This window comes from Amycolatopsis sp. CA-230715, assembly GCF_018736145.1.
GTDB lineage: Bacteria > Actinomycetota > Actinomycetes > Mycobacteriales > Pseudonocardiaceae > Amycolatopsis.
Genome location: NZ_CP059997.1, coordinates 4,770,965 through 4,793,200 on the forward strand (window position 1 = coordinate 4,770,965; position 22,236 = coordinate 4,793,200).

Genomic DNA, 22,236 nt, shown 5'->3' on the forward strand with positions numbered 1-22,236 from the left:
CCGCTCCCCGGATCGCTTCGCCCGCGTCGGTACCGAACGTGCCAGGCACGGCCAGCTTTGTTTATTTCGGCCGCATCGGTGTCCTCAATGGACAGATCGCCTAGCCATAAAGTCTAGCGCACAGCGAGAAACCAGCCCTGGTGAACTGAGCGTCAGAGTTTGCGCCGTCGGTTAGTACGCCCGGTATACGGCCTCGCGGGCTCAGGGGCGACGCACGTGCCCCTTGGAACAGGGGAGATCAAGTCCAGCGCTGTCGAGTGCTGGGCAGTCGGCGCGTGAACTTCGGCAACGCACCGACCCCTGTTCGCTAGCTAGCATTCGCCTCAATCGTCGCGATACAAGCGGGATGCGAGGAGCGAAGGATTGCCGTCCGGGTTGGCGGTGGCGCGGAGCCTGTCGCGGCGGATTCGTTCGACGCCGTTTAGCTTGGGTTGACGTGGTCGTCGTTTGGCTCGCTTGATCTGTTCTTCGGTTAGAGCCGTGTCGCCCATTTCGCGGAGCACTGTTCGCATTTGTTCGATGACGTCGGCGGCGCTCTGTGACGTGTGTGGCCGAACTGGTTCGGCGTCGGCGTAGCCGGGAACTGGTGCGGTGTCAGGCGCGGCCAGCGGCTGAATGAATTCCGTGTACCGGCGGGAGAAGTTGTCCTTTTTGTGAACGTTGGGCGCGTGACAAGACGTGTCCGCTGACACGGCTCGGAGCAGGTCCCGGTATGCGGCGACTGCATGCGCGATCGGCGCCTCGATGATGCGTGACGTGGTCCAGGTATGAGCGTCGGGGTCGCTCACCCAGCTTGGGAGGTACTTGACCAGTTTTTGGGTTTGGATATGCCTTTCCAGGCGTGGTAGAAGTCGGTCGACGACCACGTCGCTGGAAAAGGTTTCAACCCGTAATCGGTATCCTTGTATTTCTCGGTCCCAGGATGTTCCTACAAGCACCGTCGCGGGGTCGAGCATGAGTTCGCGTGCCCATAGAACCGCGCGGAAACTTTGATCGGCGACCGCTTGGTGTGCCGTGCGAGCATTAGCCTCGTCCAAGTGCGTCGCGCAGTAATGCTTTCCGTCGTCTCCTTCTTTGAAGGGGACTTTCGATGTTGCGTGGCATTCCGCGCAGGTTCGGGCCCGCTCCTGCCGGGCTTTGTCCCGGGGGCTCTTCGCGGGGATCGGCTCAGCCAAGGCAGTGGCGTACAGGTCGTCGGTCCCGCCGGACTTCTTCTTCCTGCTCGCGAGGGGAGGCTGCCCGGGGTGCGGTCGCAGGCGCATTCTTTCCAGCTCGGGCACTGTTGCCAGCACGGAGGTCGGGATGTCGCCAGGCTGGTAGAGAGGCCGCCCGAGCCGACAGCGTCCCTCGCCACGTTGCGCGGCTTCGGCGATCTCAGCAGGTGAGGGACGCATGTCCCATATGTCGGACTCGACGCCCAGCAGCCGACCATCGTCGTTGTGGCCGTCCACTGGTAGCAAGGCCACGCGGCAGAATTGGCTATCGAGCGACGTAACGGTACTGGACACGATCACCCCGGACCCGGAAGCGTGGAGTTCCGCCCCTGGGAGGTTTACGTCCACTCGAACGCCAAGGAGGAGCCCGGGAGCAACCCAGGAAATGGGTGTGGCTTCGGTGCTGCTGGCGGGTTCTGCGCGGGCGGTGCGCTTGCGCAGTGTCGTGGTGTAGGACTCGCCAGAGCGGTTGGCCGCGGCGCGGATGCGACGTTTCCTCGACCGGGAATTCATGATGTTGTCTCCCACGCAGGGCGGCCCCACATTCCCCCTGCTCGTCAGGGACTACATCGTCTCGGTCGTGACGTGCTGCCGGGTTCAACCCAGCCGCTTGTCCTCGAGCGTGCGGTGCTGATGTGGGCAGCAGGATGCACTTCGGAGAGGGGCCATCGCCACGTGGCCGACGCCGAGCATACTCCACGAGGTAGCTGAGTGAACGCTGCCTGCCACCGTCGTCGGCTACAGCGAAGTCTGTCGTTGACGAGTTCGGGGCTGTCCACGAAAGCGACGGCGAAGTGACAGAGGGGATCGCAAGCTCGCCAGGCCGCCGAAATCCTCGACGGCCCGAAAGCGCGATGCCCGCCCGCGGACCTGATCGCTGGGCTCCAGCAAGGCGAAGAAACCTGGGCAGGTCTCTCCCGCACCGACCGCCAGGACCTGCTCGCCGCGACCTCGGGCGCGCTCCGGTGGCATGCGCAGGAGTGGATCGAGATCGCCTGCCGGATCAAGGGACTGGCCGCCGATTCCTCGCTCGCCGGCGAGGAATGGATCGGCGGACCGTGCTACGCCGCGGTGTCTTCGGGAGTGTCTTCGGGGGCGGCGCGCAGGCGCAGGTAGGCGCGCACGGCGGTGATGATCAGGAGGGTGAGGTTGGCGGTGAGACCGGTGGTGGTGGTCAGCCAGCGGGCGTAGCCGTCGATGCGGTTGCGGGCGAGGATGGTGCTGCTGAGGGAGACGCCCGCGAGCACGGTTGCCAGTGCGCACACGGCGACGCGTTCGACGGTTTGCGCCGTTTCGTGGGTCAGGTGCACGGTCATGCGGTTCGTGTCGGCGCGGGCCGCGGTGGGCGTGGCGGTGGGCTGGGTGCTGGAAGTGACCCGGCGCCAGGAGAACATCCACGGGGCGCGCTCGGTGTCGGACGGGACGAGGACGCGCAGCACGGCGTCGACGAACTCCTCGTCGGCGCATTCCCCGTTCTGGATGAACCGGTGCACGCGGCTGCGGGAGACCTCGTCGCCGGTGCGGTCGTCGATTTGGTCGTAGGTCAGGCCGGTCGCGGTGCGCAGCCAGGCGAGCGCGACCGCGAATCCCGCGGGGGTGATGGCGGACAGGGCCATGCCCACCGGCGTCAGCGCGGTGTTCGCGGTGCCGGTGGGGTGACCCGTGCGCTGGCGGTGGCGTTCGGTTTGGCGGGCTTGGTCGATCTCGCGCCAGCGGCGGATGAATTCTGCCCGCGCGTCGCGCGGGGCGACGGCGCGGGCCATGGCCTCGATCTGGGGGTGGGTCAGCGGGCCGGTGCCCGAGAGGAACGTGGTGAACACCTCGGCGGAGTACTTCCCGGTGCGGAGGGCCAGGCGTTCCGGGCTGGGCTTGTTATCGAGCTCCCACAGTCGCTTCAGTTCGGCGCGCAGCGCCGCTTCGGCGGTCTTGGGGTGCGGCGGGCGTGTCTGGTGCATCGTGGTTCTCCTGCTACCGCTGGGCGCCGGGGGTCGGGGTGAGGCGTCGGATCCGGCCGGTGGTGATCGCGGCGGCGGTGGCGGTCGCGACCGCGCAGGCCTTCGCGATCGTGGCCAGCGCGGCGTCGGCGGTGTAGCCCGACCACACCAGCAGTAGCAGTGCCAGCATGACCGTGAGCAGCACGGCGAGCCGCGGCCAGGGGCCGGGCGTGCAGCTGGGCATCGGGGAAGGAGGAATCAAGGTGATCTTCACTGGAGGTCTCACATGTGTCGTCGGGAGCGGTGTCTCGCGGGGGCGGTGTGGCCGGGGCGTGTCGTGGGTGGCGGTACGACTTGCCCCGGGCACGTGGTGACTTTCTGCGATCAGTGTGGCGGGCCACGAGGGTGATCCGGGCGGATCCCGCATCCCATCCCAGGCCTGGTTTTATGGCCCCTGCCACAGGTTTCACGACTCGTCACGGCCTTACCGTCACGGGTGCGCGGCGCGGCAAACCCCAGCTCTGGTCACCGTCCGCTGTTCGGAACGGCACGGCGGCACGTACTGCTCGCGCGTCCCGCGCGGGATGTCGAGGTGGTTGACACCTCGCGCGGGACGCGGATGATCAGCGTGTCGCCACGCCGTTTCCGAGCCGCGTGGTGGTCGAGTGAGGATGTCCCGTCGGGGCGGACATCAATCGGGGATCGCGGTGTGGCCTGGGTGGCACCAGCGGCCACACCGCGAACATCCGTCGTGGTCCTCGCCCGCGGGGTTCGGTGCGTGGGCCGGGTCCCGAATCAGGTGCGGGCCGGCACCCTGAGACGCCGCGTCGAGGTCGCGGTGACCCACGCCATCGCGCTCACCAGCGCCCCAGCCAGCGGCAGGCCCAGCGTGGCCATGCCGCGGCGGGCCAGGCCGAGCGTGCTGGCCGCGCCGACGGCCAGCACGGCGAGCAGCAGCGCCGGCCGCAGCCGCCATAGCGGTGATGGGGCTCCTCCGGGCGTGCAGGACCGCGGCGCGGTATCGAGCAGGGTCCGAAGGGACACTTCCCCCTGCCCGCTAGTCCCTTCGGGTGACGTGCGCCGCAGCGGGAACTCCCCGTGGCGCTGTAGCATTCGCATCGTTCTGTCCTTAGCTGTTCGCATGGCGGGATTGGACCTTCGCGCGGCTCCTTGTTGCACCAAGGGGTCGCGCTTTTTTCGTGCCGCCGTCGCGGCGGGCGCATCGACGATACCGACCTCTCCTCCAGATTGCTGACCCATATCGATCGTGCCAGCACGATCCGTCCTTAATCGAGCCCAGAATTCATATCGTCGTTGTGCGGTCATCGGGGATCGGCTCGGCCGATCACGGCCGCCCTGAGGGCCGACGGTATTTCTTGATCATCTTCGTATGCCGCTTACTGCGGAAACCATCTGATTAACCACCCGTTCGCCAATCGCGATGCGACGGTCGACACCCAGCATCAGGGCAATTTCATGTCGCCTCTCAAGATCATCTTAGTTTTCCGATTAATCGCGCAATAGCTGATGCTGGTCCCGTGTTCGCACTGTCGGTAGTATCTTACTTCCGCTGGGTGAAGCGCTGACCTGCAAAATCGGGTGTATGCGGCGAGCGTGCCACTACCGACCGTTTATCGCGTGGGACGGACCGTTGACCGACGGTCTGTGACCTGGAGGTATCCGCGGGCGGTGCCCGGCATCGCGGCGGCGAACTACACCCCGTTGAGCGGAGTGGCCGATCCGCGCCCGGCGCTACGGTCGTCCACGGAACCGTCCCCGCCCAGGGACCCGTCGAGGGGGAGCACAGGTGCCCGAACCCGCCGACCACGCGCCGCCGCAGCTCAGCGATACCGACGTCGATCTGACCAAGCCCAACTCCGCTCGCATGTACGACTGGTACCTCGGCGGAACCAGCAACTGGGCCGTCGACCGGGTCTTCGGCGAGCGCGCCGTGGAGACCTGGCCGGAGGTGAAGGCCTGCGCCCGGCACAACCGGGACTTCCTGCGCCGGGTGGTCAACGCCGCGCTGGACGCCGGCATCACCCAGTTCCTCGACCTGGGAACCGGGGTGCCCACCGTCGGCAACATCCACGAGGTCATCGCCGAGTCCGGCGAACTCGACCGCGTCGACGACGCCCGCGTGGTCTACGTCGACTACGAACCGGTCGCCGCCGCACACGCCCGCCAGCTCCTGCTCGACGACGACGTCGCGCACTGGGCCGCCTTCGTCCAGGCCGACCTGCGCGACCCCGACGCCATCTGGGAACACCGGGAGACCCAGCGGCTGGACCGCAGCAAGCCGATCTGCGTGCTGATGATCGCGGTGCTGCACTTCGTCGGCGACGGCGACCTGCCGCACCGGATCCTCGACACCTACCGCAGACGGGTCGCGCCGGGCAGCTGGCTGGCGATCTCCCACGCCAGCAACGACGCCGCCCCGCCCGAGGGCGCCGCCCAGATCGCCGAGGTGGTCGCCTCCTACCAGCGCACCAGCAACCCGATGTGGCTTCGCGATCACGCCGCCGTCTCGTCCCTGCTCGACGCACCGGGATGGGACCTGCTCGAACCCGGCGTCGTACACCCGCCCGACTGGCGCCCCCGGCTCGGTGTCGTGCTCGACGCGGAGCAGGAACGCGCCCGTCCGTTCATGTGGTGCGGCGTGGCGGCCAAGTCCTGACCGGCCGCGGCCGCCGGCGCCCTTCCAGATACTCATCGCCACGCGTAGGTCAGGGGATGGGTCGGGGCGGGCTCGAACGCGGCCACCGTGTTCTGCATGCGCTTGCGGGCGCGGGAGAGCATCTCGAAGACCTGCTCCGGCGGCATCAGCCAACTGGCCGCGATCGCGTCCACCGGCATCCCGCCGTTGGTCACCGCCAGCAGCTCGACCTCTTCGCGGGACAGGCCCGCCAGCGCGGCCCGCGGCGACCCGCCATCGGGGACGCTCGGGGCCGCGGAGACCGGCACCGCGCCCTGGGCACGGATATTGCGCGTGGCCCGCAAACGCCGCCACACCGCGATGTAGTCGCTCGCCAGTGCCCTGCCCGCGGCGATCCCATGGGGATCGGGGGGGCCGCTCGCGGTCAGCACCGCCAGCAACGTCCGCAGCTGCGGCTCCGAACTCGGGATCGTGTCCCGGCCGAGCACATCACTCAGCGTGCTGCGGCGGATGCCGTGATCACGATCGATCGCGATGCTCTGCTGCTCGATTTGCCGGTAGGACAGCCCGGACCGCAGGCGCAGCGTCCGCAACTGCTCCATGAACCCGGCCTCGTCGGCGATCCAGTTCAGCTCCGGCGGCAACTCGCGATGGTCGGCCTTCTCCAGCGTGGCGACCAGCCGCTCGACTCGGCCCGGCCCGGCGCCCGCCGCGCCCGCCCGCGGCCACCAGCCCGATCCAGAACGGTGCCGGGACGCGCCCGCGCGCTGCAGCACCTCCGCGCGGCGGTAGGTCTGCCGGATCGCCCGGATATCGCGCTCGGGCGCTTCCACCGCCTGCAGCACCGACTCGTAGATCTCCCACGGCTTGAGCGTCGGCGACGCCGGATCCCACGTCGACAGCAGCACGGAGTCTGACAATTCCGGGCACGCTTGCTGACACCGCCACAGCTGCTTCGCCGGCTGGTAGTGCGAGATGCGGGTGTGCACCTCGGCGACCAGCGCGCCCAAATCACGGGTCTTCACGTCACGGCTCTCCCGGGCGGTGCCACCTCCCCGCGCCTCACCGGCGGACGCCCGCGGGCGTCCGCCGACGGCGGGAGACCAGCGGCGCCGGCGAAGGGGGATGGTCACCGCCAGCGGGCGCGGTGAATTGATACACGGTCCAGATCACGGAATTCTCCCAGCAGATCGAGCTTCAGGGTTACCCTCACCTCCTCGGACCGCGCGGCGGTCGGAGTGAACGCCGGTGGTGTGCGGCCGAAGAGGCTCGGTTGCGTAACGAATCCAAGCGTGCCTTTAGTGGTTTGCGCAAGTCATCCGCTGCAATTCGATTCTGTCCGGACGCGTCCGAAGATCATCGCCACGCGGGGGCAACTGGGCCGTTCGAGTGGAGTCGTTCACTCATTAGTGTGCATGGAACTGTGACCTGCTTCATATCGAATATTCGATATTTTCGTAGTTCGCCGATCTTGTTGCTTCACAGCTCACGCGGCCCAGGCGCAGGCACGGGGCTACTTCGCACGCTGTCCGGGAGGTGTCCGAACCTGTCCGAGAATATTGAGTCCTGGCGTCCGGACGACGAAACTCTTCGCAGAACCGGACGGGCCATGTGTCCGTCCGTTCAGATCACGGCAAGAACGCTCGGGGAGCCCGATCAGGGTTACGGTGCCTCGCCGAGCGGGGTGGGGCAATGGCGGCCGAGGGGTCGGAGCCGACGTCGCCAGCCTCACCCATTTTTACCTACCAGGCGAATCCACAATCTCGTCGAATTCCGATATCTCGATATCCCTCGCCGTCTGTCCCGGCTGGGACGCGTCGAGCACCGCGTTGCCGGTCGCCACGTGAGGGACCGTGTGGCCGCGCACGGAGTAAGCCGCCACGGATGTCGCCCTTGAGCGGTTCCGAGTGGTGTCGACGAGAGCGGTCCCAGGACGGTGGGCGCGACGTTTTGCCGCGCCTGTCTGGATGGTTAGCGCGTGATGCTACGGCGACACCTTCGTCGATCAGCGCGTCCCAGGGCGGATGGAGTTGCCCCCACTGGTTCTTCTTTTCAGTGACGGCATGGTGCTGGCGCCACGGTTCCTGAACGGTCAGGGCTTGCGCGGCGCCACGCCCCATTTCTGGACGAAGGATTTGCCGTTGAGACCCCAGGTCGCCAGCTGGGCACTGACCTTGTCGGTGTCCTGGTAGGCGTTGTCGGCTGCCAGTGCTGCGGCGTACTTGCTGACGGCTTCGCGGAGCTTCGCGAGCTTGGCGAAGGTGATCACTCGGGCCCCGGGCCGGGCGGAGGCTTGCTTGTGCAGCACGTTGGTGTTGTGGATGAGGAGCGGGGTCGCGCTGGAGGTGTGGTCGTACTTCTCGTCGAACCAGTCCATCGAGTGCGACAACTGCTCGGCATCGTGGCGCCAGATCGCGTCCGTCGTGCTGCCGCTCTTGCACTCGATGACCAGATATGTCAGCTCGCCCAGGGACCACAACACGTCCGGCCCTTCTCCGGTGTCGCGCTCAGGTCGTTGTGCGCCAAACCCGAGGTGCAGGCCCAGATCGTGCATGGCCTGCTCGAAGTTCGGCACGCTGGCCGGGTCCGGCGTGAGGTCGTCAAGGACTGCTGCGACGCCGACGATCAGGTCGTTCCCGTTGTCGTAGCGCGCGGTCAGGTACTCCGCGGCCTGCCGAGCCTGATCGGCGATGCCGCTCAAGCGGTGGTACTCGACGCCGTCGCGCGGACGCAACACCGCCTTGTTGTCGGTCTGCGCGGACTTCTGCATCTGGAGAGCGGCAGCCGGGTCCACCAAGTGCAGATAGCCGGCGGCCCGCTGCTTGAGCCAGCCCTCATGCCGCCGATCACCGCGGGCAGCGGTGATCGCCTCGCGCATCTTCGCGTGAGCGTCCCGGTAGCGGCCGAGCTCGGCCAAGCGGAACGCCTCCCGTTCGGCCACGGCAATGGCCGAGATGGTGCTGGTAGCCGGGTAGGTAACGCCGTCGAGGACGTCGCGGCTGGCCGTGACCCACTCCGGATCTCGGTCCAGGCACTGGTCGATCACGCTGCCGAGTTCGCTGAACGGCATCCCGTGGAGCATGTCGGCGACCTGTCCGGACAGGGTCAGCTGGGCTCGAGTGGCCGGGCTGAACTTGGCTGCGCCGCCGGCTTTGTGCAGGCGTTGGGTGAGTTTCGAGCTGAGCAGCAGCACCACGCAGTGGTCGTCGTTGGACCGCACGCCGCGGCCCATACCTTGTTCGATCCTCTGGATCTGCCGGGTGATCATCGCGTCGCTCTCGTCCAGCGCGAGGGCTTCGATGCGGTCCAAGGCGCTGTATGCCTCGGGAAGCCCATCGAGGGCAAGGATGCGGCAGGCGTCGCCGGGAAGGTCGATGCCGTCATACTTGTTGATCAACACCACGAGGCCGACGTGTCCGTCCCGCAGCGCGCGGACGCCATCGTGGATGGTCTTGCTGTCGTGCTCGGCGTCGGCGACGTCGCGCCAGAACGCGGCTCGGCGACGGGACGGCACGATGACCACGACGTTGTGCTGCTCGGCCTGATCGACCAGGAAGCCGCGTACTTCCTCGTCGGTCGTACCGGGGTGAGTTTCCAGCGGGGTCAGGATCATGCGGTCGCCGAGATCGTCCGCGGTCTGCGGGGTGATCGGCGTGGCGATCGTGGCCGGCGCGGCGTCGAAGTGCGTCACCAGGACGCTGTCGTCGGCCAGGGTCGCGGTCAGGTAGATCCGGCGCTGGGCGGCGGCCAGGCTCGGGATTCGATCGATCGGCGGGCACGGAGGCTTGATCTCGATCTCTCCATAGCTGATCGCCACGTCACACAGCTGCAGAACCTCGTGGACGAGAGGCCACACGAACTTGAACTCGTCGCTCGCGCGATGTGGATGCAGGGCGTTGAGAACCTGCTCGTGGCGGTCAGCCCAGGCCCAGTACGGGATACGGAGCGCGACACCGGGGACGTTTTCGGCCAGGTCTCGAAGTGCCGAGGGCGACTGATCCCGCAGTGCATCATCGAACAGGTTGGCCAGCGCGTTGTAGGCCGCGTGGCCGCGGGGAATGGTCAGCGTGAACTGGTCTTCCAAGGTCGCCAGGCAGGCGTGCGTGTCGTCAACCAGCACTGAGCCCATCTCGATGTGCTGCCGGGTGTCGCCCACAACGCCGAACACGGACAAGCCGTTGATCACTTTGTGCACGTAGGTGACGAGAATGGCCTTCCCGGCTTGGAACCGACCTGAGCGGGGATCGTCGGTCGTCTCGATGCCCAGGGCCCTGGCTTCGTCCCCGACCTGGTCGGCGAGGTAAATATCGGGGGTGATGCAGACGGCCGGACCGGCCCCCTCGTTAAGGCAGCTCTTGAGCATCATCAGCCCGACCACGGTCTTGCCGCCGCCGGTGTTCATCTTGACCAGCAGGTCCGACTTGGTACGCCGCTCGTGCCAGCGGTCCCACACCTGCGTCTGCACGTCCCACGGTCGGGCGTACTTCGGGTCGCGAGCCGGCAGTGCGGCGAAGATGCGCCTCGGTTCCGTGGCGGAATCCACGACCGATCGCTTTGTCAACTTGCCGAAGTCGAGTCCCGCCATCATCAGCCCCCTGCGCGATCGTGCATGTCGGTGTCCGTGTTGTCCTGGTCGCCATCGTCCTGGCGAGCGTTTCGGTCGAGCGCCATCAGCACCCATTTGGGCGTACTTCGGCGGGAAGCCCGACTTGAACAATCGACATCGTCGCTGCCATCCAGGAACTCAACATCGCGGTCACCGACATGGCCGCCGCGGACCTGCGCGAGGTGGACCTCAACCGGCTCCCCCCACCGGTGTGCGGTGGACCGCTGCGACGCGTTGGCCAGCACGGTGGGAAGAGCGCATACGAGCGATTTCCACCGAGAACGCTCCCGGCGAGTTTCTCGTGATCGGCGACGTCGGACCCGGGTTTTTGAAAACGTACTGATCCAGTACTGAGCCACGCCCGCGCCGAACCTTCACATCGCCGGGCCGACGTTTTGCGGATCCCGTCGGCGACCACCCTATTTCCCGGTGAACGCGAGGCGTGCGGTAATGCGTGAAGACGGTTCGGCGTGGTCATCTGTGCGGGAGTGGCTGTACACCAGTCCGGCCAGACTGAACGTTTGCAGCCTGAATGCGTGGTTTGGTACCTCGCTAGTTGAGCGATAGGTAAATTCTGCACGGCTTTCTGCTCGAGCGGGTGGTGCTCGCCGCGGGGACCAGCGCACGATGTCAGCACTGGATTCTGGGAAGGGAGACCTTGTGATGGCTCGATTCGCGCGTATCACCGTGTCCGCCGCGGCCCTGGCTGGCTCGCTGTGCCTGGTGGTTCCTGCCGCCCACGCCAGCACCACAACCACCGCACCGCGCACGGCCGCGGCACGGTGCTCCCAGGCGAAGCTGCCCCTGCCGGATCCCGCGTGCACACCGGGAGCGACCAACCCGGACGTCACCCAGAACAGCATCGGCTCGACGATCTGCACGCCGGGGTGGACGAAGACGATCAGGCCGCCGACGTCCTACACTAACCAGCTCAAAAAACAGGGGATCGCGGATTACGGGTATTCTGACACGGATATGTCGAATTACGAGGAAGATCATTTCTTGCCGCTCGAATTGGGTGGCGCGCCGCGCGATCCGCGGAACCTCTGGCCGGAACCCCATGACGGCGATCAGAACTCCTACTCCAAGGATTCGGTGGAGAACGCGGTGAAGAAAGCGGTCTGTGCGGGCAAGGCTCAACTCGCCGCCGCCCAGCACGCCATGTTGACCGACTGGACCACGGCCAAGGCCGTCCTCGGTATCGGCTGACCGCACGATCACGCCGACGCGGTCTCGGGTGTGAGTGCCGCACCACCGGGGCAGGGAAGGAGAACCGCGGCTGACGATGTCCTGGTTGGCGAACGCCGCTGCGCAGGCGCCTATCACCGGCTTGGCTACCCGGCCGTGACCGCGGTGAGCCCTGAGCGGTCGTTGGCCACGCGGTGCGCGCGGGTTGCCGCGATGTGGCACCCGGGCAAGAACACGAGCTGGACACCGCAGACCATCTCCGTCGACAGCGATGTGGAGGTGTGGTGGCTGTGTCCGGCTGGGCACGAGTGGATCGAAGCAGTGCGCGATCGCACCGCGCCGCGGAAGTGGAAGGGTGGACGCGTCGACGCGTGCGGGGATTGCCTCGGTTACCACGTCCTGAAGATCTGCGGGTGTGGCGAGGCTCGTCTGGCGAAAGCCTCCGCTGGGGCCCCTCGCGAGGGGGCCCGCACCGACTACGTCGCGGATGTCGAGGCCAGCCAGCGCCTGCGGGACCCATCGTTCCCGCCCGGCTGCCGCCAGCGCTGGCCGTCGAGTGCTGCGCATGTTCGGCCTGTCCGCCGACGAGGCCCGCGAACTCTGTCGGTGTTCCTTGCCAGATGTCGGCGCAGCCGGTTCTCGCGACTCCGTAGCGTAGCGCAAGTCACTCGTCCGCCCGCTGGCGCTCTGTCGCGTCCTCTGGTCAGCGCGCTCGGCGCACATGGGATTGGGGAGGTTGTGAGTCTCGGCGGTAGGAAGGCTCCCGGGCGGGCGGGGCGTCGAGGGAGATACCCGCCCGGGAGCCGTGGTGAGGGGCGAGCGTGCGAACCTGGGCCCCGCGAGGGTGGGGAACACGAAACCTAGGCTCACCCGCTGCTAGGTCAACTACCACTCGCATTCGTGTTCCAAACCCGGGATTTTGGGGGACCTCCCGGGCGGCCGGATCCGCCGAGCGACCGGGGCACCCGGGAGGCCGCGGGACCGAGCCCCGGCTTCTTGAAGCCCCGTCTCGCGCATCAGCGGTACCCAGGGCCACCCCAGGGGAAACAGTTCGTTGGCGCGCAACGGTTGCACGTCACAGCGCCGGCTGTGGAAAGCTCGGGGCGGCTACTGGGGTGTCGATGCGGGTCGGCACTGCCGCTCAGGAGTCCGGTGGTACGAACAGGCTACGTCCACCGTCGGACGGCCCCTTCACACTTATTCGCTTCCGGCGGCGAACTACCCCGCTGTCGTCTACCAAAACGCTGTGCCCCGCCGGGGTACCCTTCCGGGCAGCAAGGTCCGGGCTACCCGGAAGGCTATTGGGTAAGCCACTCCCGGCGACGGAAACGGATTCGCCCAACACACACTGACTACCCGCATCGCCGCGGTGATAAACGTTGCCACGACGAAGAAAGGTGGCTTCCGTGGAATCGGCGCATGGGTGGGTCCTTGAGGTACCGGCCTGCTACCCGCTACCTCAAGGACCCACGGCCGTAACCCTGGCCCCCGAAAGACCAACGGCCACCGTATTGCTACCCCCACCACCCTCTGGTGAAACCCTTCCGGGGAAGGGACAGGTCACACGCCCGTTCCGCAGCATCCCAGTGGCGGTCCGAGGCGACGCGACTCCTCAGGTCATTCCTCGTCACTGTTGCTTCCAACGGCGGCCGAGGTAACGGCGGCTAACAGGCAAAACGCCGTCCGCGCAGCCGGACATCGCCGCGGTGATCGCCTCCGAGCTGGCGAGCAATCTCGACAAGCACGCCGGGGGTGGCGATCTCTACGTCCAGCCCATGCTCACCGGCGCCGGGATCACGATCGCGTCCAGTGACGAGGGGCCCGGCATGCTCGACGTGGCCCGCTGCCTCACCGACGGCACACCACCACCGGCACCCTCGGCGCGGGACTCGGCGCGATCCACCGCATGGCGACCCGGTTCCACATCCACACCGAACCCGGCCGCGGCACCCTCGCCGCCGCCGACCTCACCGCCCCCACCCCCACCCGCAGCCGCACCGGGGACGCCGACACGGCGGCGGAAGGGTACTTCTGCCTGCCCGCGGCCGGTGAACAGGTCAGCGGCGACGCGCTCGCCGTCGCCGCCGGCATCGGACGCCGTGACGTGCTCGTGGTCGACGGCCTCGGGCACGGCCACGACGCCGCGATCGCCGCGCGGGCGGCCACCGGCTCTTTCCACACCAGTCTCGGTCTGCCGCTGGTGGACGCGATGCGGTCGATACACCAGGGAATCACCGGAACCCGCGGTGCCGCGGTGGCACTGCTGCGGATCAGTCCGTCCACTGTGGAGTTCTGCGGTGTCGGCAACGTCCACGCGCTCGTCCACGACGGCACTGGCGACCACCACCTGCTCAGCCGCCCCGGCATCGTCGGCCGCGGCGGCGCGCTGGTTCCCGCCGTCCAACGACGCCCGCTGACCGGTCCCGCCACCATCGTCGTGCACACCGACGGGGTCCACGGACAACCGTTGCCCGCCACCGAAATCGTGCCCTCGCTGAGCCCGACACTGCTGGCCGCCCGCCTCATCCAGCGCCACCGGCAACCGCGTGACGACGCCACCGTCCTCGTGCTCACCACCGGCGGCACCGCATGACCGCTCCCCGCGTGGCGTCGATGCCCCAGCTGCGCGACCTCGTCCGTCGTCTCAGCGACGAACACGGGCTGACCACCGCCCAGCGAGCACGCCTGGTCCTCGCCGTCACCACCGTCGCCGAACCCGCACTCGCCGCCGGAACCCCGGTGCGCCTCGACGCGCACCGCCGCGCCCGCGACACGCAGCAGAGCCTGACGACCACCGTGACGGTGACCTTGCGCGCGTGTTCGCTGTGGTCGTGGGCGACTCCGCCCACCCTGCCGCTGGCACCCGATCCCGGCACCGCGAACTCCGTGGTCTGGCACGTACCCATCCCGCTCGGTCCCACGATCGCGTCGCGAGGTGGGGACGCCGACGAGGAAGTGGCCGCCGTCGTCGCCGAAGCCGATCTGGCGCGCGGGCAGCTGCGGGATCTGAAGAACAAACTGGCCGAGACCAACCGCGGCGTGCTGGCGATGTACGCCCAGCTGGAACACCAGAAGGAGCAGCTCCGCGCCGCCCACACCACGATCTTCCACGAACTCGAAGACGCGCTACGCCCGCCTCCGCCGTCGGTGCCCGATATCGAACTCGGCGCCCGGTCCAAGCCCGCGGAAATCGACGCCCCCGTCGGCGGCGATCTCTACGACTGGTTCGTCCTGCCCGACAGCACCCTGCACATCACCATCGTCGACGCCGTCGGGCACGGCATCACCTCGACGCGCACCACCCTGAACGTGACGCACACCGTGCGCACCCTGGCCCTGGAAGGCCACCCGATCGGCGATCTCGTCGCCCGTACCGCGGCCACCGTCGCGCTCACCCGGCCCGCGGACATGGCCACCGTGCTCCTGGCCCGCCTCGATCCGCGGACCGGAACCCTGCTCCTGGCCAACGGCGGCCATCCACCAGCCCTGCTCGCCCCGGCCCATTATCTCGAGATACCCGGTCGGGGTATCGGGTTCCCGAATCCGGGAAGCGTGCGACTGCACCGCGATCAGCTGCGCCCCGGCGATCTGCTGCTGCTCTACACCGACGGCCTCACCGAAAGCCGCAAAGACCTCCTCGCCGGAGAACGCCGCCTCCTCGACCTCGCCGGCCGAGTCCGCGGCACCGAAACCCGGCAGTTGCCGACCGTTCTGCTCGACCAGATGCACGATGTCGTCCTGCACCCCGACGACACCCTCCTGCTCCGCCGCGCGCTACCAACCCCGAACCTGACCACCGAACGCTTCTCAGACGTGTGTTCCGGCGCAAGAAGCGGTGCCGAGATACACCATGAGTGAGTCGACAAGGCTTGCGCGGCCCCCTGACGGGGTCGGTGGCTCGGGCTGCCCGCACTCGCTCCCACCCGCCGTCACCGCGGCGGCGAACTCGGCGACCGCGTCCGGGCACGGCACCACCGTGGATCCACCGAGATAGGTGAGCACGATGAGGTCTTCCCCGGAATGGGTTTCGATCGCCGCGGACCAGCCGTGCCGCTCGTCCCACAGCAGCGCGAGATCACGGTCGGGGAACCCGGGATGCCGCCCGTCGAGGGCGACATACGCCGAAACCGGCACATCGAGATCGACCGTGCACGATTCGAATCCGACACCGACCGCACGGGCCACGGCGGCGACATACCCGCGCAACGCTCGTGCCGTGCGCAAGTCAGCCGAGGAGGGGAGATCGATCGAAGTCGTCACTGCTGCCAACACTTTCTTCGACGGGGAACCAACAACCGGGGCGGAACAGCCGGGGTGCGGAAGATCCCCGCCCGGCGGACCGCACCGATACTTCCCCACGACCGCTCAACCGAAACAGCGGTCCCGAAGATTGCCCCCGTTCGGACCAACCCAACCACGAGGTGGCGAATAATCGGTACCCCGACCTTCGGAGGCGTGGGGGGTGAACCCAGCAACCAGCCACCCCCCGCTCATGTCGCGAACACCGATCGGCCATGGCTGACAGCGGCGGACCAGCGGCCGCGCCTGTCCTCCGCGCAGGAGTATGTTCAGGTCGTTGTGGAGTGAAATACGCGACGCGCGATCTCCGAGTCCAGCGGGCTCATGTCGTCGCTCACCGCGTCAGCTGGGTGCCACCAACGGAAATCATCTGCTTCGTCGTTCACCACGAGCCGCGGCACCGATTGAAGCTGAGCCCGGTAGACCGCGAGTAACTCCCGCCGCGGTGGCTTGGTGAGGTCGAACTCGGCCACCGCGGCGAAGATTAGTCCGACGCCACCGATACCGGTTTCCTCAAGCAGCTCACGGGTCGCCGCCTGACGCGCGGTTTCGCCCTGTTCCCGCATTCCTCCCGGCAGTTCCCACTGCTTCCGGGACCGGTCGAACATCATCAGAACGACGTCGTGGTGCACGACAACCACCACCGACGCCGGCACGGCCGTTGGTTCGACCACGCCCACGAGGTCGTCGTCGGCGACCAGTCGAACGTCCACCAACGTGTTGCCCATGCGATCACGGATCGGAAGTACAGCCATGACGCCCATCCCATCTCACCACCGGCAGAACCGCGACAGCCGCGATCGTGCCGGTTCTGGTGCCTCACGGACCGCCAGCGCGGCCTGCTCTAGGGCTGCGCGGGTGGTGGTTTTGTCGCGGACAGGCTGCGTAGAGCTGCGCTGAAGACCGCGAGCAGGGGGACGGCGAGCAGGGCGCCCGCGACGCCGGCCGCGACGAGTCCGGTCGAGAGTGCGAGTACGACGGCGAGGGGGTGCAGCTTGATCGCACGGCCGAGGAGAACCGGTTGCAGGAGATGGCTTTCCAGCTGGGTGACGCCGATGACGACGGCGAGCGCGATGATCGCGGGGACGAGACCGTTGGTGACCAGTGCGACGAGCACGGCGGCGGCGCCGGCGACCACCGAGCCGATCACGGGGATGAACGCGCCGAGGAAGACGATCGTGCTCAGCGGGGCGGCCAGGGGGACGCCGATGATGAGCAACCCGACACCGATGCCGACGGCATCGATGATCGCCACCGCGGCGGTGCCGCGAATGTAGCTGGCGAGGGTGGAGAACCCGATTCTCCCGGCGTCGTCGACGCGGTGGCGGATGTGGCCGGGCACCGCGCGGATCAGGAATGCCCAGATCTGCGGTCCCTGGGCGAGGAAGAAGATCAGGCAGAACACCATGAGCAGGAACTCGGTGAGGAACTCGCCGACCGTGATCGCGGTGGAAACCGCACCGGAGGCGATGGAGGCCTGGTTGCTGCTCAGCGTGGAGGTCAGCTGGTTGAGCAGGTCGTCGAGCTGGCCCTGGTTCAGGTGCAGCGGGCCGGTGCGCAACCAGGAGCGCAGATCGTTCACGCTGTGCGTGACCTGGTCGATGAGTTCGGGCATACCCGAGGTCACGGTGAGCACGACGAACGTGACGATGCCGCCGACCACGGCGAGCCCGCCGATCATCACCACGGCGGTGGCCAGCGCGCGTGGCACCCTCTTGCGCACCAGCCAGGACACCGCCGGAGCCAGCAATCCCGCGAGAAGGAGCGCCACCGCGACCGGGACAAGCATCGAAGCGAGCTGAACCGCGACGAAACCGACGAGAGCCAGCCCACCGGCGACGACCAGCAGGCGACCGAAGACCGCCGCCGCGACCCGCAGCCCGAACGGCACGGTGGCGAGCACGTCCTGCGCGCTGCGGAGATGACGGCGGCCTCCGGGATCGTTGTCTTCCATGTACGGGATGTCCTCACCCTCTCGCTAGCCCGATAGCCGTACGTTCGTGGTTCAAGGGTGCACCCCTGATCGGCACGGGGCAGCGCGAGTCCTTGGAACCGCGCGGTGCCGGACTTCCGCGCGGTTACCCGGGTTTCGGCCTGGACACTGCCGGGTAACCAGGCGAATCTTCCACTGGTTCACCTGTAGTCCATAGTGGACCTCAGGTCTGGTTGACGATTGCGATCTCCGACAACCCCCGCAGAGCCTTCAGCCTGGCCGCGGACCCCGGCCGACAAGGGCCGAAGGGGCGGGCATCGTGGCGCTGGCGCCGAAGCAGAGGCGCACCACGATCACCGACGCTGTGGTAGCCAAAGTCGCCGCTCTGGCCACCCCGCTTCGGCCCTGTTCGCTCCACGCCCTCACCGGTCGGCTTTTAAAGTCCTTTGTGGAGCTACGCGATGATGCCGCCGACGCCGCCGAGGGCCTGCGCGGCGCGCTGGGAGATCCGCCACAGCAGGCCTTTCTTGGTGCTGACGTACATCCAGTCCTTGTCCAGTGCGAGTCCTTGGGGCCGGTCGAAGGTGACCGCCCCCGCGGGTGGGTCGCGGCGGGTGGCCACCACACGATGTGCGCCATCGGCCAGGCCGATGGCGCACAGGTGATGGCTGTCGGGATCGGTCGCGTAGGCCTTTCCAGCGCCGTCGAGCACCACCCGGGTGGTCTTCGCCGTGCTCGGAAGGGTGGCCACCACGCGCTTCGTGCTGTCGGCCACCGTGATTTCGTGCAGGACGTTGTTCTTCTGTCCGACGTAGGCCTTGCCGGTCCCGTCCAGTGCCACTCCGGCGGCGCTTCCCAGGCCGTCCGCGATCGCGCTCACCTGCCCGCTCCGCACCTCGACCTCGAGCAGTTGCCCGCGGCCCCAGGTGGAGACATAAGCGTTGCCGCGACCGTCCAGCGCGACACCGTCCGCACCCGGAACGCGGGCGACGGTGCGGACAGAACCCGCCGAGAGATCCACAGCCAGTAGGCGCCCGTCGTCGTAGTCGGTGACGTAGACGGTGCCGTCCCCATCCAGCGCCACATCACCCGCGTGGGCCAGCTATACCACTGTCGGCTCCCCTTCCGAGCCGAGTCACACCGATGGTCTATGGCGTCACCGGGCTGAAGGTGGTCGACTGAGCGGGTCTTGGTCGCCATCCCGGCTAGCCATAACATTTTCTTTGGGGAGAAGGAATGTTGACAAACAGATCGAGAAGGCTCTCTCTTGCTTCTCTTCTTTCTGCTGCTGCTCTTGCCTGGATCGGAACTCTTCAATCCGCATCTGCCGCCTCGGTGGTACCTCGATTTGACTGTACTGGATTCGCCTCGGGCACAGACGGCGTCCAGGTCGACTTGACTCAATCAACAGCCACATTGTCGTGTCCTGGGCGTGCTCGCTACCTGGAAGCAACGCTGACGCTGTACAGAAGGCCTCTGGGGGCCAGTGCCTTCACTCCCGTCGGCGCGCCTGTCACCGTGTCGGCCTCCGATCAGAGTTCTGTAAATGTGGTTGGGTTCTGGAACGAATGTCACTACGGGGACACCATGTACTCTCAGGCGCACTTCGTTCAGGAAGAGACGCCGCTGGGCGCGCATCGAGAATGGAGTTCCAACGGTCCGCAGACTGTGGTTCGCAACTGTTCCATCAACCGGTGGGTAGTCGAGAAGACCGCTATCGATGCCGACGGAGAGGACGTGCCGATTCGGGTCGGGCAACCGGGTGCGCCCGCCTTCGGTATGCTCCATGCAAGCCACGACCATGGCGTGAAGAGTTCGACGGTGGTCGCGACCACCGTCGAGCAAGGAGAAAAATCTATGCGTGGCCCCGATAACCCAAACTACACGCTCAATATCTATAACACTCAGGATCCCTCCGAGACCCTCGATTTCGTCGTCGGCTCTTTGGCGCTGGACAGCATCGGGCTTCCTGGAATTCCGAACGAGCACTCGCCCGACGGTCGCCCGGTTGGAGTCCTCACTGCGTTTTGCAAAGGGATGCAGGTATGCCCCATGTGGGTTAACGGACCCGGTCCAGGAAATCGAGGCGAAGCGACATTTGGGGTAACGGCAGCGAGGTCGGTACAATAGGCGGTCATGAACCACTCGGCGGCAGCGCTTCGCACCCTTGCGCACCTCAAGGAAGTGGCGGACATATCGTTCGGCCACAGTCGTGAAGAGGCTGATCGGCGTGGCGACGAGTTTTATGTCACCGACGTGGTCGGCGATGGCAATTTCGGTTTCATTGTGTTCCATGTATTCAAGCCGCAAAATATGGAGATTCGCGTACGCTTCCCACTCGTTAGCAGTGCCGGATCATCGCGTTACTACTGGAGCCTAGGAACGCATCTGGCAGCATTCATGCAAAGTACGCGAGCGTTGGACCCTGCAGCGTTGGTTCGAGTTTTCGAGGGTGGCCGGGAAGTTGACTATACAACATATATTGACGGCTGATCCGGCTCTGGCAGCACACAGGAAGCCCTCATCCGGAGTACGTGGCAGCACTCGCCAGCACTGCGCCCAACTAGTTCGAGATGCTCCTGCAAGATTTGGCGATGCGGTCCACAGTGCCCAGCTGATCAACGCGAACCAGCCCGCGATCCACGCCGCCGCCGGGATCGAGGGTCGCTCGGGCAGGGGCGCCGCGTCGCCATGGTGAGGGCCGCTGCCGTGGATCCGGTTGGTGACGATCGCGCGGTCAGGCTGCCGCCTCGCGGGTCATCAGCAGCAAGCTCTGCCGGTAGCTCGGCGGTGACAAGGTCCACGTTGGACCAGTCGGGCTCGTAGTCGTAGGTGCCGTCGCCGAGGACCGTCGGTTCCCAGCGCTCATGACGGACGAGCGCTGCAGCCCGGAGAACCTGTGCCGCGCGTGGGGTGATCGCCTTGACATTGCTCTGCAGAGCTTGGAAGTAGTGCAGCACGTAGACCGGCTCGTGCAGTGCGTTCACCACTGCGGACGGGGCGTCGGTCCAGTCGTCCAAGTGCGATGAAACGACCGACTCCAGGGTACGAGCGAGGGAGCGAGCGCTGACCAGGTTCCACCCGCCTTGTGGGGCGGGATGCCACGCCGCGATCTTCGCGGCTGCTGCGAGGACCGGCAGCGCTTCTATTTCCTCGGCGCTGAAAGGTGGCTCCTCGCGCGTCGTCTGCCACAGGGGTGTACGCGTTTCGAACTGACCGAAGCTATTTAGCCGTGGGCAGGGAGGTCCGTTTGGCCGCCAGCGGGGACAACATCGGTTCTGGCCCTGTTGCGATGATCGACCGGTTGTTGATCATCATGGGTCGACGATACGACGCCGGAGCGGGTCGAAGTTGACGCGGCCGAACATGGCCCTTTTTGGCCGGCTTGAGCCGGTTCCTGTCCTCGCGCGGCACCCGGGGTAGCGTGATCAACGGTACGATAGGCTCCTGTCGGGAGGGCAGTTGGGCGTGACCCGAGCCCGTCGGTGCGCCTGTGATTCGGAGTCTGAGCATGGACGATCAACAGATCGAGCCTCCTGCCCCGAGACCGTGCGCTTCTTGTCCGTACCGCCGGGATGTCCCGTCGGGCGTTTGGGATGTGACCGAGTACGCGAAGCTTCCTCTCTACGATGCCGAAACAGGATTGCAGCCAGGCGGCTTGTTCCAATGTCACCAGAACGATGGCGAGCACACCCATCGGCGCATTTGCGCCGGCTGGGCGGGCTGTCACGACGGTGACGAACTCCTCGCTCTGCGACTGGCGGTCCGCTCAGGCCGCATCATTCCGGAAACGGCACAGGCCACGGTGAACTACCAGTCGCCGATCCCCCTGTTCGATAGTGGCGCCGACGCGGCGATACATGGGGTCCGCGACATCGAAACCCCGGATTCAGAGGCTCTGCGAGCGATCGAGAAGATCCGGCGAGTTCGCAGCGATCTCATCGAGACCGAGCCGTCCTAAACATGGGCGGGGCAGCTCTCTTCGCTTCTGGCCGGACGCGGCTCTGCGCGTCCGCATCGATTGTTTCTCCGGTTAATCAGAAGTAACGTCTTGCTCCTGATAGTTGATCATTCTATGGGCTTGTCGCCGAGTCGATCACCGCGCTGTTTCCCCATCCGTCGGCTCTCCAGGTCGCTCGGGCCGATTGCTCCCGCTGCTAAAGTCGTTCGAAAAGCGGGCGACCACCCCCGCGTTTGTGGGGAAGACGACTTGCTACCCGCGCTCGGCCGGGCGCTGCAGAGGGGTTCGCAGCGCGGTGTCGGTGGCCGCGGCGAGCACGTCGACGGTTAACCGGTCTGTTCCGCACACGACGAAGGCGCGCAGCAGCACGTCGTCGTCAGGATCCGCACCTGACGACGGGACGCCATCGCTCACCAGCCAGCAACCTTTCCCAGCGAGCCCGACC

22 protein-coding genes are annotated in these 22,236 nt (G+C 66.8%); 8 read left to right on the plus strand and 14 right to left on the minus strand.

Annotated features, from left to right (window positions below):
* Window positions 1–323: 323 nt before the first annotated feature.
* From HUW46_RS22835 to HUW46_RS22850, 4 genes are all read right to left on the minus strand, one after another.
* Entirely contained in the window at window positions 324–1,508 is a 1,185-nt protein-coding gene (locus HUW46_RS22835; protein ID WP_215549207.1) for a hypothetical protein, read from the minus strand.
* A 767-nt stretch (window positions 1,509–2,275) separates the two neighbouring features.
* Window positions 2,276–3,169, minus strand: coding sequence for a hypothetical protein (locus HUW46_RS22840; protein ID WP_215549208.1), 894 nt, complete (start codon window positions 3,167–3,169; stop codon window positions 2,276–2,278).
* 13 nt (window positions 3,170–3,182) lie between these two features.
* On the minus strand, window positions 3,183–3,392 hold the full coding sequence (locus tag HUW46_RS22845; protein ID WP_215549209.1) for a hypothetical protein: 210 nt from the start codon (window positions 3,390–3,392) through the stop codon (window positions 3,183–3,185).
* A gap of 551 nt (window positions 3,393–3,943) precedes the next feature.
* On the minus strand, window positions 3,944–4,267 hold the full coding sequence (locus tag HUW46_RS22850; protein ID WP_215549210.1) for a hypothetical protein: 324 nt from the start codon (window positions 4,265–4,267) through the stop codon (window positions 3,944–3,946).
* Between the two features lie 688 nt (window positions 4,268–4,955).
* Between HUW46_RS22850 and HUW46_RS22855 the strand changes: the two genes are divergently transcribed.
* Window positions 4,956–5,825 (plus strand): SAM-dependent methyltransferase, encoded by an 870-nt coding sequence (locus HUW46_RS22855; RefSeq protein ID WP_254126462.1) that lies wholly within the window; start codon window positions 4,956–4,958, stop codon window positions 5,823–5,825.
* Window positions 5,826–5,857: 32 nt separating this feature from the next.
* Here the strand turns inward: HUW46_RS22855 and HUW46_RS22860 are convergent, their stop codons facing one another.
* From HUW46_RS22860 to HUW46_RS22870, 4 genes are all read right to left on the minus strand, one after another.
* On the minus strand, window positions 5,858–6,829 hold the full coding sequence (locus tag HUW46_RS22860) for a hypothetical protein (protein WP_215549211.1): 972 nt from the start codon (window positions 6,827–6,829) through the stop codon (window positions 5,858–5,860).
* A gap of 713 nt (window positions 6,830–7,542) precedes the next feature.
* Window positions 7,543–7,773: a non-homologous end-joining DNA ligase LigD gene (gene ligD / locus HUW46_RS49065; protein ID WP_442860988.1), complete on the minus strand. Its 231-nt coding sequence runs from the start codon at window positions 7,771–7,773 to the stop codon at window positions 7,543–7,545.
* A 123-nt stretch (window positions 7,774–7,896) separates the two neighbouring features.
* The gene (locus HUW46_RS22865; protein WP_215549212.1) at window positions 7,897–10,389 is read right to left on the minus strand and encodes a DEAD/DEAH box helicase; all 2,493 of its coding nucleotides are present in this window, start codon (window positions 10,387–10,389) and stop codon (window positions 7,897–7,899) included.
* Window positions 10,390–10,391: 2 nt separating this feature from the next.
* On the minus strand, window positions 10,392–10,655 hold the full coding sequence (locus tag HUW46_RS22870) for a hypothetical protein (RefSeq protein WP_215549213.1): 264 nt from the start codon (window positions 10,653–10,655) through the stop codon (window positions 10,392–10,394).
* A 418-nt stretch (window positions 10,656–11,073) separates the two neighbouring features.
* On the opposite strand from HUW46_RS22870, the gene HUW46_RS22875 reads away from it, so the two are divergent.
* From HUW46_RS22875 to HUW46_RS22890, 4 genes are all read left to right on the plus strand, one after another.
* Entirely contained in the window at window positions 11,074–11,619 is a 546-nt protein-coding gene (locus HUW46_RS22875; RefSeq protein WP_215549214.1) for a hypothetical protein, read from the plus strand.
* Window positions 11,620–11,811: 192 nt separating this feature from the next.
* Complete coding sequence (locus HUW46_RS49070; protein ID WP_442860989.1) at window positions 11,812–12,462, plus strand: zinc-ribbon domain-containing protein; 651 nt, start codon at window positions 11,812–11,814, stop codon at window positions 12,460–12,462.
* Window positions 12,463–13,504: 1,042 nt separating this feature from the next.
* Entirely contained in the window at window positions 13,505–14,191 is a 687-nt protein-coding gene (locus HUW46_RS22885; protein WP_215549216.1) for a SpoIIE family protein phosphatase, read from the plus strand.
* A complete protein-coding gene (locus HUW46_RS22890; protein WP_254126464.1) occupies window positions 14,188–15,456 on the plus strand; it encodes a PP2C family protein-serine/threonine phosphatase in 1,269 nt (422 codons plus the stop codon). The genes HUW46_RS22885 and HUW46_RS22890 overlap by 4 nt, the downstream gene beginning before the upstream one ends.
* On the opposite strand, the gene HUW46_RS22895 is transcribed toward HUW46_RS22890, so the two are convergent.
* From HUW46_RS22895 to HUW46_RS22910, 4 genes are all read right to left on the minus strand, one after another.
* On the minus strand, window positions 15,406–15,858 hold the full coding sequence (locus tag HUW46_RS22895; RefSeq protein ID WP_254126466.1) for a DUF6292 family protein: 453 nt from the start codon (window positions 15,856–15,858) through the stop codon (window positions 15,406–15,408). The genes HUW46_RS22890 and HUW46_RS22895 overlap by 51 nt on opposite strands.
* Before the next feature lie 308 nt (window positions 15,859–16,166).
* On the minus strand, window positions 16,167–16,652 hold the full coding sequence (locus tag HUW46_RS22900) for an NUDIX hydrolase (protein ID WP_215549217.1): 486 nt from the start codon (window positions 16,650–16,652) through the stop codon (window positions 16,167–16,169).
* 89 nt (window positions 16,653–16,741) lie between these two features.
* Window positions 16,742–17,851: an AI-2E family transporter gene (locus HUW46_RS22905; protein WP_215549218.1), complete on the minus strand. Its 1,110-nt coding sequence runs from the start codon at window positions 17,849–17,851 to the stop codon at window positions 16,742–16,744.
* 433 nt (window positions 17,852–18,284) lie between these two features.
* Window positions 18,285–18,914, minus strand: coding sequence for a PQQ-binding-like beta-propeller repeat protein (locus tag HUW46_RS22910; RefSeq protein WP_215549219.1), 630 nt, complete (start codon window positions 18,912–18,914; stop codon window positions 18,285–18,287).
* A 152-nt stretch (window positions 18,915–19,066) separates the two neighbouring features.
* Here HUW46_RS22910 and HUW46_RS22915 point away from each other — a divergent pair, with 152 nt between their 5' ends.
* Together HUW46_RS22915 and HUW46_RS22920 are read left to right on the plus strand one after the other, a co-directional pair.
* Window positions 19,067–19,960 carry a hypothetical protein gene (locus HUW46_RS22915; RefSeq protein ID WP_215549220.1) on the plus strand — a complete coding sequence of 298 codons (894 nt, stop codon included), beginning with the start codon at window positions 19,067–19,069 and terminating at the stop codon, window positions 19,958–19,960.
* A gap of 6 nt (window positions 19,961–19,966) precedes the next feature.
* On the plus strand, window positions 19,967–20,323 hold the full coding sequence (locus tag HUW46_RS22920) for a hypothetical protein (RefSeq protein WP_215549221.1): 357 nt from the start codon (window positions 19,967–19,969) through the stop codon (window positions 20,321–20,323).
* Window positions 20,324–20,448: 125 nt separating this feature from the next.
* On the opposite strand, the gene HUW46_RS22925 is transcribed toward HUW46_RS22920, so the two are convergent.
* Window positions 20,449–20,850: a hypothetical protein gene (locus HUW46_RS22925; RefSeq protein ID WP_215549222.1), complete on the minus strand. Its 402-nt coding sequence runs from the start codon at window positions 20,848–20,850 to the stop codon at window positions 20,449–20,451.
* A gap of 491 nt (window positions 20,851–21,341) precedes the next feature.
* Between HUW46_RS22925 and HUW46_RS22930 the strand changes: the two genes are divergently transcribed.
* Window positions 21,342–21,791: a DUF6283 family protein gene (locus HUW46_RS22930; RefSeq protein ID WP_254126468.1), complete on the plus strand. Its 450-nt coding sequence runs from the start codon at window positions 21,342–21,344 to the stop codon at window positions 21,789–21,791.
* A gap of 252 nt (window positions 21,792–22,043) precedes the next feature.
* On the opposite strand, the gene HUW46_RS22935 is transcribed toward HUW46_RS22930, so the two are convergent.
* Complete coding sequence (locus HUW46_RS22935) at window positions 22,044–22,205, minus strand: hypothetical protein (protein WP_215549224.1); 162 nt, start codon at window positions 22,203–22,205, stop codon at window positions 22,044–22,046.
* Between the last annotated feature and the right edge of the window lie 31 nt (window positions 22,206–22,236).